Origin of the sequence: Clostridium thailandense (assembly GCF_019207025.1) — a bacterium.
Classification (GTDB): domain Bacteria; phylum Bacillota; class Clostridia; order Clostridiales; family Clostridiaceae; genus Clostridium_AM; species Clostridium_AM thailandense.
In genome coordinates this window covers 1-13,128 of record NZ_JAEEGC010000033.1, presented here as the reverse complement: position 1 = coordinate 13,128, position 13,128 = coordinate 1, and the positions used below count along the sequence as shown (strand labels likewise).

Sequence of the window (13,128 nt, the reverse complement as noted above, 5' to 3'; positions counted from 1 at the left end):
TGCATTATTATGTATAGTTCTACCTACATTATCATCTAATACGTCTGTATCAAATACTGACATTACATTCCATACCAGAATTTTAGTAAATTAATGTAAAATAAAATATATAAAATAAAAAATGCAGCTTAAATGCTGCATTTTATGTATCTATATAGAAAACTCCTCTTCTTACATCAGATGAATACTCACTGAGTAAGCGACCATATCAAAATCAGCACTCTGTGTAAGTGACTATCACCAAATCATAGATTTGGGATATCTGCTTAAGATTTTGGTTCTCTGTTTATGCGTTTAATTGTTTTTTAGCTATATCAACTAATTCAGTGAATGCTTTTGGATCATTGATAGCAATTTCTGAAAGCATTTTTCTGTTGATGTCGATTCCAGCAGTCTTTATTCCATTCATGAATTTTGAATATGAAAGACCATTCATTCTTGTAGCAGCATTTATTCTTGCTATCCAAAGCTTTCTGAAATCTCTCTTCTTTAATCTTCTTCCAACATATGCATTTCTTAATGCTCTGATAACTGATTCATTAGCAGTTTTGAATAACTTGCTCTTGCCACCATAGTAACCTTTTGCAAGTTTTAATATTTTTTTATGATATTTACGAGCATTCATAGCTCTTTTTACTCTTGCCATTTAATAAAACCCTCCTTATCGAACCTGCCTGCTATTAAGCGTAAGGCATTAATGTCTTCATTGTTTTCTCTTGAGTTTCTGAAACATAACCAGCTTTTCTAAGATTTCTCTTAGTCTTTGTGCTCTTTTTTGTTAGTATATGGCTCTTAAAAGCCTTTGCTCTCTTAAGCTTACCTGATCCTGTAACCTTGAATCTTTTTGCTACACTTCTTTTTGTTTTCATTTTTGGCATGATAATTTCCTCCTCTCAATTATGCTTTCTTTGGACTTAAAATTAGTATCATGTTTCTTCCTTCTAATTTTGCTTCTTTTTCTACTACGCAAACTTCTTCAACTTTAGCATAAAAGTTATCTAATATTTTTTTACCTATAAATGAGTAATCAGCTTCTCTACCTCTAAATCTAACTGTTACTTTAACTTTATCTCCTGCAAGTAAGAATTTTCTTGCGTTGTTAGATTTTATAGAAATATCGTGGTCCTCAATAGTTGGACTAAGTCTAACTTCTTTTACATTAATAACTTTTTGTTTTTTCTTAGCTTCTTTATCTTTTTTAGATTGTTCATAAATAAATTTGCCAAAGTCCATTATTCTGCAAACTGGTGGATTAGCATTTGGTGATATCACAACCAAATCTAATTCCTTTTCTTCTGCCATTTTAAGTGCTTCTTTAGAAGATATTACACCAATCTGTGAACCATCGTTTCCTATAACTCTTACTTCTTTTTCTCTTATTTGTTCATTTACAAGAAAATCTTTGTTAATGATTTTCACCTCCCAGGTGGATTAAAATCTACACACTAAAGCATATAAAAAAGGACGGCATTAGCCGTCCTTTGAATACAACACTAGTAATACTAGAATGATTCTTTCATAACCCCACTAGCAATGCTGTAAGGTGAGAAACGGCTGTTTCTTCTTAACAAATGATATTATACTATCTTATATTATTCTTGTCAACACTTTAATTAGTCAACTGCACTTATTTTTTTATCAATCTCTTCAGTTACCTTTGCAATGAAGTCCTCCAATGCCATAACTCCCATGTCGCCTTGTTTTCTACTTCTTACTGCTACATTACCCTCATTTGCTTCTTTATCACCAATAACTAGCATATAAGGAATTTTTTGAAGTTGAGCTTCTCTGATCTTATATCCTATTTTTTCATTTCTTAAATCAGTTTCAACTCTTATTCCCTTTTTCTTTAATTCCTTAGCGATTTTATTTACATATTCTATTTGACCATCAGTTATATTCATTACTTTAACCTGTACTGGTGCAAGCCAAGCTGGGAAAGCCCCTGCGTAGTGCTCAGTTAATATTCCTATGAATCTTTCAACAGAACCAAATACAACTCTGTGAACCATAACTGGTCTGTGTTTCTCTCCATCTGCACCTATATAAGATAGATCAAATCTTTCCGGCATTTGGAAATCAAGCTGACAAGTTCCGCACTGCCAAGTTCTTCCTATACAATCTTTCAAATGGAAGTCTATTTTTGGACCATAGAATGCTCCATCACCTTCGTTAACTGTGTATGGTAGTCCTGCTGCCTCTAATGCGTCTCTTAATCCATTAGTTGCTGCTTCCCAATCTTCATCGCTTCCCATAGAATCCTCTGGTCTTGTTGAAAGCTCAATGAAATATTCGAATCCAAATACTTTATAAAAATCAGTTATAAGTTTTATAACATTTAATAATTCATCTTTTATATTTTCTTTAGTTAAAAATAAGTGAGCATCATCTTGAGTAAAGCATCTAACTCTCATCAATCCATGCAACGCACCTGACTTCTCATGTCTGTGTACTAACCCCATTTCAGCATATCTCAATGGAAGTTCTCTGTATGAGTGTATTGCATTTTTGTAGACAATTATAGATCCTGGACAATTCATAGGCTTTATAGCATAACCTTGCTCATCTATTTTAGTAAAATACATATTTTCTTTATAATGATCCCAATGTCCTGATTGTCTCCATAACTGTTCATTTAAAATTACAGGAGTCATTATTTCGTCATAATCTGCAGCTTGGTGCATTTCTCTCCAGAAGTTTTGAAGAGTGTTTCTTACTATCATTCCCTTAGGATGGAAAAATGGGAATCCTGGTCCTTCTTCATGAATACTAAATAAGTCTAATTCTTTTCCTAATTTTCTGTGATCTCTCTTCTTTGCTTCTTCTAACATATTTAAATATTCATCAAGTTCTGCTTTCTTCTCAAATGCAGTTCCATAAATTCTCTGAAGCATTTTATTCTTTTCGTCACCTCTCCAATAAGCTCCTGCTATTGAAAGTAATTTTACAGCTTTAACTTTTCCAGTGCCTGGTACATGAGGACCAGCACATAAGTCTGTAAAGTCACCTTGCTTATAAAAAGATATAACTGCATCTTCTGGAAGATCTTTAATTAACTCAACTTTATAATCTTCTCCTTTTTCTTCCATAAGTTTTATAGCTTCTGCCCTTGGAAGTTCAAATCTTTCTAGTTTCAAATCTTCTTTAACTATTTTGTTCATTTCTGCTTCTATTTTTTCAAGCATTTCTGGAGTAAATGAAAATTCTGCATCAAAGTCATAGTAAAATCCATTATCTACTGCAGGTCCTATAGCCAATTTAACATTTGGGTATAATCTTTTTACAGCCTGTGCAAGTATATGAGAGGCTGTATGTCTTAATATCCATTTTCCATCAGCATCATCAAAAGTTAATATTTCAAGTTTGCAATCATCATTAACTTCTGTCATAAGTTCTGCCTTTTCTCCATTTATTTTAGCACCTAAAGCTTTTTTAGCTAATGATGTGCTCAATTTAGCAGCGATTTCTGCTACTTTTAAACCTTTTTCAACTTCAAGTACGTTTCCATCTTTTAAACTAATCTTTAACATTGTTTTTCCTCCTAGTTTTTATATTATATAAAATTAAAAATTAAACAAACAAAAAACTCCTCCCAATACATGGGACGAGTATAATCGCGGTTCCACCCAAATTCAACAGCAGCATATTTAGAAATATAAACATAGCATTACTGTTATCTTTGTTCCTTTAACGCAGGTTAACGGATATGCTTACTAAAAGTTCGGCATTCGACTCGAAGGTGGTTTTCAATAACACTTACTCAAAGAACCTTACACCCTAGGGTTCTTCTCTCTTACAGCAGTTTTTATTTACTCTTCCTTGTCTTTGTCTTTAATATTAGATAAATAAAAAAACTCCTCCCAATACATGGGACGAGTATAATCGCGGTTCCACCCAAATTCAACAGCAGCATGTTTAGAAATATAAACATAGCATTACTGTTATCTTTGTTCCTTTAACGCAGGTTAACGGATATGCTTACTAAAAATTCAGCATTCGACTCGAAGGTGGTTTTCAATAACACTTACTCAAAGAACCTTACACCCTAGAGTTCTTCTCTCTTACAGTAGTTTTTATTTACTCTTCCTTGTCTTTGTCTTTACATTGTATATATTATATTACCTAATAAGAACAATGTCAATATACAAATTATAAAATTATTTCAAAAATTTACACTCTATGAATACTTCCCTTAATTTCTTTACACACATTGCATTCATCACAAAAATTAACTCTATCAGTAAATACCTTTTTTATTGTTTCTATTAATTCGTTATTTCTACAATTTTCAGCACAGTGAATTGTTATCTTTTCAGGAGAATTTGTAATTAAGACACTTATCAGAATATCTTCCATATTGGTAGTTTCTTTATATCTTAAGTCGCTTAAATCACTAAACAGTTCTTCTGTTATATTTTTACCATTCTCATCTTGAATGAAATATTCCCCATTGTTATCTATTATTAGATTTATATGTCCTATTTTGCTTTCTTGTACTTCAACAAAGTATTTCAGAAGCTTTATAAATTCATTGTACTCCTTTTCCACCATATATTTTTCAACAACTTTGTCTATTATAGATTCTAAGTTTTCTTTTAATTCTTTCATTCTAAAAGTTATAAAACCATTTATATTTATTTCCTTATTTTCATTTATACACTCAACTATTTTATCTATTACTGCATTTTTTTTATTCATGCAATAAATTGAATTTTCATCAATTATTCTTTCTTCTCCTCTTAAGACTTCTAAACTATTTTGTCTTATCTCTTTTATCTCATCAAATTTCAAAAAGAAATATGTATCTGATAAAAAATTCAGCATATCTTTTTTGTAAAATTCATCTATAACCATGTTATATAATATATTAGCCATATGGATATTAAACATATTTAAAAGTTTATCATTAATTTCTTCGTCACTATAAATTTTCACGAAGTGAGCATTGCAAACTATACTTTCTGAAATGCCTATATTTATTTTCTTATGCTTAAAATATTCTCTAACATCACCTATTTCATCTATAACGTCTTCTCTATTATTATTATAAACAACGGTAAGTAATAGCATTCTCTCACTCCTTTCTTACGAATAGTATGTGTTTAAACTAAATGTATATACAATTTTTTTTTTCCAAATCTCGACAACACTACTATTGCAACATAATACTAAAGCCTGTAGAATATATCTATTAATTCTCTATTAAGAAAGGATTATATTATGGATTATGCTATTGTAGACTATAGAATTAGCGAAGAAGAAAAGTGTAATTTAAAAAAATTAGGTTGTGAAGTTCTAGTTTGCCCACCTTCAAAACTGCTTTACGATGCTATTTGTGGTCATCCAGATGTACTATTGCATATAATTGATAACGAAAACCTTATGGTACATAAAGATATGAATGTCAAATTTGTTAAGCTATTAAAAAAGTTGGGTTTTAATGTATCTTTTTCTGAAAATAATTTAAATTCACTGTATCCTTATGATATCATTTTAAATGCTGTAAATTTGTCAAATTTGTTCATACATAATATAAAATACACAGATTCTGAACTTTTAAAAAAAGTAAGCAACAAAAAACTTATAAATGTTAAACAAGGGTATACAAAATGTTCTACAGCTATAGTAAGTGAAAAAGCAATAATGACTAGTGATAAAAATATAGCAAAAACTTTGTTTAAAGAAAATATTGATGTACTACTACTTCCACCTGGAGATATACTGCTTCCTGGATTAGATTATGGATTTATAGGTGGTTGTTGTGGTCTTTTAGATTATAAATTATTAGCTTTTTATGGTGATTTAAATTATTACACCTATGGAAAAAAAGTTTTAGAGTTTTTAAAAAAACATAGTATAGAACCAGTTTTTTTAAGAAAAGAAAAATTAATCGATAGAGGAAGTCTCTTTATAGCTAGATCGAACCTATAAATTTTTATTATAGAAAAATAAAAAAAGTAACTTATTAGACTAATAAGTTACTTTTTCATTTATTATGGAGGCGCCACCCAGATTTGAACTGGGGAATAAAGGTTTTGCAGACCTTTGCCTTACCACTTGGCAATAGCGCCATATTTTGGAGCGGAAGACGGGATTCGAACCCGCGACGTTCACCTTGGCAAGGTGACGCTCTACCACTGAGCCACTCCCGCGTTATGTGGTGGCTGGACCAGGAATCGAACCAGGGACACGAGGATTTTCAGTCCTCTGCTCTACCGACTGAGCTATCCAGCCAATTCAATTTTATGGCGACCCAGAAGGGACTCGAACCCTCGACCTCCGGCGTGACAGGCCGGCACTCTAACCAACTGAGCCACTGGGCCATAATATGGTGGGCACAACAGGGCTCGAACCTGTGACCCTCTGCTTGTAAGGCAGATGCTCTCCCAGCTGAGCTATGCGCCCACACCAAATACTTAAGACATTTAAGATTATACAATAGGATTAAAATTGTGTCAACAGGTTTTTTATAAAATTCTATTTACTCTTGGCAAGTTTAAGAATTCCCCCTATTTCTTCTGAAGTAAATCTATAGGATTTGTTACAAAAATGACATTTCAATTCTTCTTCTTTACCTTCATCATATAACTCTTGCAAATCCTTTTCTCCTATGCTTATCAAAGCTCTCTCTACCCTTTCCTTGGAACAATCACATTTATATGAAGGTTGTAGACTTTCTAATATCTTCAAATCCATATCATCAAAGATAAAATTTAAAATTTCTTCTATAGACATTCCCTTACTTATCATTTCTGTTATAGATGGTATTTCTTGCAGCCTATATGTTATTAAATCTGCAACTAACTCATTTGCTCCTGGCATCATTTGAATTATAAAACCACCTGCTGCACTTATACTTAAATCTTTATCAACAAGCACTCCTAAGCCTACCGCAGACGGTGTCTGTTCAGAAACTGTAAAATAATATGCTAAATCATCACCTATCTCACCAGTATATATAGGTACTTGACCAACATATGGCTCTTTAAGTCCCATATCTCTTATAATAAACAAGTTACCATTTTTGCCAATAGCTCCACCAACATCAAGCTTTCCTTTTTCATTTGGAGGTAAATCTACTAAAGGGTTACCTATATATCCCTTTACATGACCGTCTGCATGCGCAGTTACTACAACCCCCTGAGCTTCTCCTCCACCTGCAATCTTTATTGTTAAGGAATCACTTTCAGACTTAAGCATAGATCCCATAATGCTTCCTGCTGTAAGCATTCTACCAAAGGCAGCAGCTGCTGTAGGCGCACAACCATGAATTTTAACTCCTTCTCCTACAAGCTGAGTAGTTATAGCTGCTATTATTCTAATATCACCATTTTGAGCCGTAGCTCTCACAATTTTATCTTCCATTGTTTTCCTCCTTTTAGTTGGAAACACTGTGTAATTTACCCCGTTTGCTTCCCTTCAGGCACGAGGTAAATTAACAAGTTCGCTTCCGCTCACAATTTACCAAGCAAAGTTCATTTAGAACTTTAACATCCTTTTCTCACCACATAAACTAATCTCTCAGTTATGTCCTCTATTACTTTATCTTCATAATTATTCATAATCTTAATTATTTCAAAACCTGTTTCACACAAAAATTTTTTAATTTCTTCATGTCTATAAGCTCTCTCACTATGTTCCTCATCAAACCTCTTATAAAGTTCACCTTGCTTAACAAAAAAAGTTAGATACATGTCCACGATATCCTCATCAAGGCAATTCTGCCAAATATAAGTTACATTTTCATCATCATAATTATATGTGTTGTTACCAAGGATACTAGTAAGCTTATAATAAGAATTAATGTCGAATATGAAAATTCCTTCATCCTTCAGATGATTAAATACACATAAAAAATAGCTTTTTAGATTATCACTTTCTAATATATAGTTTGTAGAGTCTAAACAGCAGGTTATAAGATCAAATTTTCTATTTAAGTTAAGTTCACATATATCCTGACATACAAAATTAATCTTATTTCCTTTTGCTCTAAGCTTAGTTTCTGCTTCTGTGAGCATTTCATAAGATAAATCTACTGCCCATATATTGTTAAACTCTGGAGCAAGCTCTCCAGTAATATTTCCTGTGCCACAAGCAATATCTAAGTAGTCTTTTCTGTCTATATTTAATTCATCACATACTTTTAATATTTGCATTGCCCATTTTTTATAATCTATATCGCTATTTATAAGTTCATCATAAATATGTGCAAATTCTTTATAACAATCCATATTAACTTCCCTTCAGAATTTATAAAATATATGATTAAATTATCTACCAATTAATATTATATATTTTTAATACATAAGTCAATAACTTGACCTAAATCAACATTTTACAAGAATAAAATTTTATTATTTATATCTTTCCTCATTTAAAATAACGTCATTTTTAGGTATATTTAATTCTTTCTTTCTTCTAGTCATTATTCCGCCTATTCTTCCTGTTTCTTCTGCAGTTAACCCACTCCATCCGCATTTATCTACTTTATCTCTCAATCCTAATTCATCTGCTATTTCATATTTCAATTTTTCCCGAAGTTTTTCTGCCTCCGTTAATTCTCTATGTGATTTTAGTTTGGATTTTATAACCTTTTTTAATGGTGTTTTGCTCATATTGTACCATCCTCCAGTTCCTCTATCCATTATTTTTTACAGTTAGTAAATTATTTATACCCTAAATATTTCTACCTATTGTCATGGCACTAACACCGTTATAGACAAACACCACCGAAGGTAAACTTATGCTCCGGTATATGTTACCAAGCTTCAGTACTATAAAAACTTTTACTCTCTACCGTTGGTATATACATATTTAAGCTCTATATCAGGTCCAAATGCAGGTGCCATTATATTTTTCACATATTCTCTTTTCAATATTTGCTTATTTCTATATACAGTAGGTGATATTACCGCTTCCTTCGCCACAAGTATATTTTCAGCTTCCTTAAAGTTTTTAATCCTATCCTCATTTTTGTTATCACCCATAGTATTTGCTTTTCTTATTAATGAGTCATATTCATCACTTGACCATCCTGTAGGTATAAGCTTGGTATCTTTTACCCACATATTTAAATATGCTGATGGATCATTATAGTCTCCCCTCCAAATTACACTAGCCATTTGATAGTCTCCAGAGATAATCTTTTTTGAGAATAAGTCATAGTCTACATATTCTACTTTTATATTTACGCCAAGATTTTTACTGTACATTTTTTGAAAAAAATCAGCTATATCCTTTTGCTTTATATCTGTACCCGATTGCAAGTAATTTACTGTAACTTTACCTGGATCACCATCCATCCCCAATTCTTTTAGTCCTTCTATTAATAACTTTTTTGCCTCTTCACTTTTCATACTTTTAATTGGTTCAAAATTAACCTTATCTCTAAAATAAACATCTCCTATTCTTATGCATGGAGGAATCCATCCATAGGCCGGTGTATATACTCCTTTCCATAAACTTTTACTAATTTCTTCTCTATCAAGAGCTAAAGAAAAAGCTTTTCTAATTTTAGAGTTACTAAATAATTTATTATTTTGATTATAAAGTTCAAAATTTACTGATGGTTCCGGCAGCTTTATTATGTCAACTTTTTCATTTTTTCCAATCGTTTTACTATATTCTAAGTTTACATCCTTTGCTAAGTCTATAGATCCATTCAACAGACTATTTAATGAATCTTCACCACCTAATTTTACTAATATCTTTTCAAGCTTTACTGCTTTGTTATCCCAATATGATTTATTTTTTATCAATTCCATTTCTTTATTATGAGTCCATTTGCTTATTGAAAAAGGACCACAAAAAGCCATTGTATCTAATTCCTTTCCGTACTTATTACCAAATTTTTCTATAAGATCTTTCCTTTGTGGCTGCATTACTTGATAACTAGCCAAATCTAAAAAGTATGCACAAGGTGCTTCCAGTACAATTTCTAAAGTCTTCTCATCTACGGCTTTAATACCTATTTGCTCGCTTTTAGATACGGTTTTATCTGATTCAGTGAAATTCCTAGCACCTTTTATAGGATATAATAAAAACGCATTTTGTGAATTAATCTCGGGATCTAAATTTCTCTTGATACCATATTCATAATCCTCGGCTGTTACTTTCTTACCATCGGACCATTTGTTATCTCTTAAGTGAAATGTCCACTTCAACCGATCTGATGATACCTCCCAACTTTCAGCACCTGCAGGCTTGACTATATTCTTTCCGTTTTCATCTACTTCACTCCTAGTCAGTGCTTCATTCACTTCATAAAGAATTTGAGAAGAATAAGAATCACTTGTCTTGGATTGGTCTAAAGTTTTAGGTTCTCCCTCTAACTCAATACTTAAATATTGCTTTAAATCAGTTTTTTTCACTTCTGAATGAATTTTATTTGAACTTTTATTACATCCTACTAAAGAAAAAATTATAAAAATCATAACTAAACATAGCACATTTTTTTTATTTTTCACTAAAACGCCTCCTTTTTATATCATTTGTAAATATAAAACATTTACTCCATAATATACATTTTTACTACTTAACAAATTTTTATTCAATATAGTTATACAGAACAAATATTTTTATTTACGCATAAAAAAAACTTGAAATGTATAAATACCTATGTTAAACTAATTGTAATTTAATAACGAATTTACCTTAGGGTAGAGGCGCTGTAATTAATAGTATTTATTCCTAGTCGACGGACGTTTGAAGATTAAAGAAAGGAATTATAGCCGAAGAAAATGATTTGGTAAAATTATTTTCTGGCTTTGCATATAATATATGCAAAGTTGTCACTTGAGTTTATGTGTTGTTTATGCATAACCTAATTATACACAAATTGTATAATTCCATTTTGGAAAGTGGAGAGCTACAAAGGGTACACGAAGTTGCATTTGTATTTTTATGCAGCAGAGGTGTTCCTTTGCTGCTTTTGTTTTACAAAAAATTAGGTGCAACTTATATGATTTAATAAATTTAAAGCAGTTTTTGCAATACATTAAGCATTTTTAGCAATAAATTATGCAAAACTATAACATATAATATAACTATCTTTAAGTTATTAAATTTCTCTTTAATAAAGTTTAAAATTCTTGACTCCTATGAGATCGGAATTTTGCAAATAATAATCAACAAAATTTAGGGGGTATTTAAGATGAAATACAATGTAGCAGTAGTTGGCTGTACAGGAATGGTTGGAAGAAAGTTTATCGAAGTATTACAAGAAAGAGATTTTCCAGTAAATGAAATTTATTTTTTTGCATCTGCAAGATCTGCTGGAAAAGTATTAAAATTTAAGGATACAGATGTCACTGTTGAAGAATTAAAAGAAGATAACATCAAAAATAAGAAAATAGAATTTGCATTATTTTCCGCCGGTGGAGATGTAAGTAAAGAATTTGCTCCTATATTTGCCAAATATAATGCTACTGTTATAGATAATAGTAGCGCATGGAGAATGGACCCTGAAGTACCTTTAGTTGTTCCTGAAGTAAATCCTGAAGATACTAAATGGCATAAAGGAATAATTGCAAATCCTAATTGTTCAACAATACAAGCTGTAGTTGCCTTAAAGCCTTTACACGATAAATACGGAATAAATAGAATAATATATTCAACTTATCAAGCTGTATCTGGAGCTGGAATGAGTGGTTACAATGATTTACTTGAGGGCTACAAAGGAAATCCACCAAAAAAATTCCCTTATGCTATAGCTGGCAATGTTCTTCCTCATATAGATGTATTCCTTGACAATGGATACACTAAAGAAGAAATGAAAATGATTAATGAAACTCAAAAAATACTACATGATGATAGCCTAAAAATCACAGCTACTACAGTAAGAGTTCCTGTAGTATATGGTCACAGCGAAAGCATAAATGTTGAATTAAAAAATCAATTTGAATTAGCTGATGTATTTGAACTATATAAAAATGCAAATGGAATAGTTTTAAAAGATGATGTTAAAAACCTTGTTTATCCACTTCCAATAGATGCCGCAGGACATGATGAGGTTTATGTTGGAAGAATCAGAAGAGACTTCAGTTTAGATAATGGACTAAACTTATGGGTTGTTGCTGATAATATACGTAAAGGTGCTGCTTCCAATGCAATCCAAATAGCTGAATATATGATTAGTGAAAATAATGCCAAATAATTTATGCTGAATTTTAATATAATTATAATGTATAAAAATATTTTTAATTGAGGTGTTTTGTATGAGTTTATTTAAATGTTCCGGTGTTGCTATAGTAACCCCATTTAACGAAAGTGGAGTGGATTTTAAAAAATTAGAAGAATTACTCGAGTGGCATATTAAATCTGGTACAGATGCTGTAATAGTTTGCGGTACTACTGGCGAAGGATCTACAATGACTGAACAAGAGAGAAAAGAAGCAATAAAATTCGCAGTTGATGTAGTAAATAAAAGAATTCCTGTAATAGCAGGCACAGGAACAAACAATACTGCTGCATCAATAAATATGAGTAAATGGGCTGAAAGCATAGGAGTGGACGGACTTTTAGTAATAACTCCTTACTACAACAAAACCACCCAAAAGGGACTTGTAGAACACTTTAAAGCTATTGCTACAAGTGTTAAAGCTCCTATAATTGTATACAATGTTCCTGGAAGAACAGGTATGAATATTACTCCAAAAACTTTGAAGGAGCTATGTCAGTTCGATAATATAGTTGCTGTTAAAGAAGCTAGCGGAAACATAAGCCAAATAGCTGAAATTAAAGCATTGTGTGGGGACAGACTTGATATATACTCTGGAAATGATGATCAGATAATTCCTATACTTTCTTTAGGCGGCGTAGGCGTTATATCTGTGCTTGCAAATGTAATCCCTAAGGATACTCATGATATGTGTGAATTATTCCTTGCTGGTAAGACTAAAGAAGCTTTAAAATTACAATTAGATTCTTTAGCTTTAACTAATGCATTATTCATAGAGACAAATCCTATCCCTGTAAAAACGGCTATGAATCTTTTAGGTATGAATGTTGGAAACTTAAGGCTTCCACTGTGTGATATGGTTGATTCAAATCTAGAGATTCTAAAAAAAGAATTAAAAAATTATGGACTTTTAAAATAGTATCATAAAAATTATGCGACGCAAAATTTTT

Annotated in this window: 12 protein-coding genes, 5 tRNA genes, 1 riboswitch and 3 other annotated features; of the genes, 3 read left to right on the top strand and 14 right to left on the bottom strand. The window is 31.4% G+C overall.

The window, feature by feature from the left end; genetic code table 11:
* Window positions 1-286 precede the first annotated feature (286 nt).
* The 5 genes from rplT to ytxC all read right to left on the bottom strand — a co-directional run bounded on the left by rplT (window position 287) and on the right by ytxC (window position 5,070).
* Window positions 287-646 carry a 50S ribosomal protein L20 gene (gene rplT, locus I6U48_RS07675; RefSeq protein WP_218319827.1) on the bottom strand — a complete coding sequence of 120 codons (360 nt, stop codon included), beginning with the start codon at window positions 644-646 and terminating at the stop codon, window positions 287-289.
* Window positions 647-680: 34 nt separating this feature from the next.
* Window positions 681-878, bottom strand: a complete 198-nt coding sequence (gene rpmI / locus I6U48_RS07670; RefSeq protein WP_218319826.1) for a 50S ribosomal protein L35 — start codon at window positions 876-878, stop codon at window positions 681-683.
* Window positions 879-897: 19 nt separating this feature from the next.
* The gene (gene infC / locus I6U48_RS07665; RefSeq protein WP_218319825.1) at window positions 898-1,419 is read right to left on the bottom strand and encodes a translation initiation factor IF-3; all 522 of its coding nucleotides are present in this window, start codon (window positions 1,417-1,419) and stop codon (window positions 898-900) included.
* Between the two features lie 31 nt (window positions 1,420-1,450).
* Window positions 1,451-1,572 (bottom strand) — a sequence feature (ribosomal protein L20 leader region).
* A 41-nt stretch (window positions 1,573-1,613) separates the two neighbouring features.
* Window positions 1,614-3,530, bottom strand: a complete 1,917-nt coding sequence (gene thrS / locus I6U48_RS07660; protein WP_218319824.1) for a threonine--tRNA ligase — start codon at window positions 3,528-3,530, stop codon at window positions 1,614-1,616.
* A 67-nt stretch (window positions 3,531-3,597) separates the two neighbouring features.
* Window positions 3,598-3,835: a binding site (T-box leader), on the bottom strand.
* A 30-nt stretch (window positions 3,836-3,865) separates the two neighbouring features.
* Window positions 3,866-4,103 (bottom strand) — a binding site (T-box leader).
* Window positions 4,104-4,170: 67 nt separating this feature from the next.
* Entirely contained in the window at window positions 4,171-5,070 is a 900-nt protein-coding gene (ytxC, locus tag I6U48_RS07655; RefSeq protein WP_218319823.1) for a putative sporulation protein YtxC, read from the bottom strand.
* A 150-nt stretch (window positions 5,071-5,220) separates the two neighbouring features.
* Between ytxC and I6U48_RS07650 the strand changes: the two genes are divergently transcribed.
* Window positions 5,221-5,931, top strand: a complete 711-nt coding sequence (locus I6U48_RS07650; protein WP_218319822.1) for a DUF6873 family GME fold protein — start codon at window positions 5,221-5,223, stop codon at window positions 5,929-5,931.
* A 65-nt stretch (window positions 5,932-5,996) separates the two neighbouring features.
* Here I6U48_RS07650 and I6U48_RS07645 read toward each other — a convergent pair.
* From I6U48_RS07645 to I6U48_RS07605, 9 genes are all read right to left on the bottom strand, one after another.
* Window positions 5,997-6,071 (bottom strand) — tRNA-Cys (locus tag I6U48_RS07645).
* Between the two features lie 6 nt (window positions 6,072-6,077).
* A tRNA-Gly gene (locus tag I6U48_RS07640) sits at window positions 6,078-6,152 on the bottom strand.
* Between the two features lie 6 nt (window positions 6,153-6,158).
* Window positions 6,159-6,234: transfer RNA gene (locus tag I6U48_RS07635), tRNA-Phe, on the bottom strand.
* Window positions 6,235-6,246: 12 nt separating this feature from the next.
* Window positions 6,247-6,323, bottom strand: a tRNA-Asp gene (locus I6U48_RS07630).
* Between the two features lie 6 nt (window positions 6,324-6,329).
* Window positions 6,330-6,405: transfer RNA gene (locus I6U48_RS07625), tRNA-Val, on the bottom strand.
* A gap of 72 nt (window positions 6,406-6,477) precedes the next feature.
* Entirely contained in the window at window positions 6,478-7,365 is an 888-nt protein-coding gene (hslO, locus tag I6U48_RS07620) for an Hsp33 family molecular chaperone HslO (RefSeq protein WP_218319821.1), read from the bottom strand.
* Between the two features lie 122 nt (window positions 7,366-7,487).
* Window positions 7,488-8,231: a class I SAM-dependent DNA methyltransferase gene (locus I6U48_RS07615; protein ID WP_218319820.1), complete on the bottom strand. Its 744-nt coding sequence runs from the start codon at window positions 8,229-8,231 to the stop codon at window positions 7,488-7,490.
* Between the two features lie 123 nt (window positions 8,232-8,354).
* The gene (locus I6U48_RS07610) at window positions 8,355-8,615 is read right to left on the bottom strand and encodes an alpha/beta-type small acid-soluble spore protein (protein ID WP_218319819.1); all 261 of its coding nucleotides are present in this window, start codon (window positions 8,613-8,615) and stop codon (window positions 8,355-8,357) included.
* A gap of 171 nt (window positions 8,616-8,786) precedes the next feature.
* The gene (locus I6U48_RS07605; RefSeq protein WP_312890926.1) at window positions 8,787-10,466 is read right to left on the bottom strand and encodes a peptide ABC transporter substrate-binding protein; all 1,680 of its coding nucleotides are present in this window, start codon (window positions 10,464-10,466) and stop codon (window positions 8,787-8,789) included.
* A 185-nt stretch (window positions 10,467-10,651) separates the two neighbouring features.
* A riboswitch (Lysine riboswitch) is annotated at window positions 10,652-10,878 on the top strand.
* Window positions 10,879-11,152: 274 nt separating this feature from the next.
* Between I6U48_RS07605 and I6U48_RS07600 the strand changes: the two genes are divergently transcribed.
* Both I6U48_RS07600 and dapA read left to right on the top strand, forming a co-directional pair.
* Entirely contained in the window at window positions 11,153-12,154 is a 1,002-nt protein-coding gene (locus I6U48_RS07600) for an aspartate-semialdehyde dehydrogenase (RefSeq protein WP_218319818.1), read from the top strand.
* Window positions 12,155-12,215: 61 nt separating this feature from the next.
* Window positions 12,216-13,097 carry a 4-hydroxy-tetrahydrodipicolinate synthase gene (gene dapA, locus I6U48_RS07595; protein ID WP_218319817.1) on the top strand — a complete coding sequence of 294 codons (882 nt, stop codon included), beginning with the start codon at window positions 12,216-12,218 and terminating at the stop codon, window positions 13,095-13,097.
* Window positions 13,098-13,128: the final 31 nt, after the last annotated feature.

Excerpts from the sequence above, each read along its gene's own strand:
- rplT (WP_218319827.1), bottom strand. The coding sequence starts at position 646 with ATGGCAAGAGTAAAAAGAGCTATGAATGCTCGTAAATATCATAAAAAA.
- rpmI (WP_218319826.1), bottom strand. The coding sequence starts at position 878 with ATGCCAAAAATGAAAACAAAAAGAAGTGTAGCAAAAAGATTCAAGGTT.
- thrS (WP_218319824.1), bottom strand. The coding sequence starts at position 3,530 with ATGTTAAAGATTAGTTTAAAAGATGGAAACGTACTTGAAGTTGAAAAA.
- ytxC (WP_218319823.1), bottom strand. The coding sequence starts at position 5,070 with ATGCTATTACTTACCGTTGTTTATAATAATAATAGAGAAGACGTTATA.
- I6U48_RS07650 (WP_218319822.1), top strand. The coding sequence starts at position 5,221 with ATGGATTATGCTATTGTAGACTATAGAATTAGCGAAGAAGAAAAGTGT.
- hslO (WP_218319821.1), bottom strand. The coding sequence starts at position 7,365 with ATGGAAGATAAAATTGTGAGAGCTACGGCTCAAAATGGTGATATTAGA.
- I6U48_RS07615 (WP_218319820.1), bottom strand. The coding sequence starts at position 8,231 with ATGGATTGTTATAAAGAATTTGCACATATTTATGATGAACTTATAAAT.
- I6U48_RS07610 (WP_218319819.1), bottom strand. The coding sequence starts at position 8,615 with ATGAGCAAAACACCATTAAAAAAGGTTATAAAATCCAAACTAAAATCA.
- I6U48_RS07600 (WP_218319818.1), top strand. The coding sequence starts at position 11,153 with ATGAAATACAATGTAGCAGTAGTTGGCTGTACAGGAATGGTTGGAAGA.
- dapA (WP_218319817.1), top strand. The coding sequence starts at position 12,216 with ATGAGTTTATTTAAATGTTCCGGTGTTGCTATAGTAACCCCATTTAAC.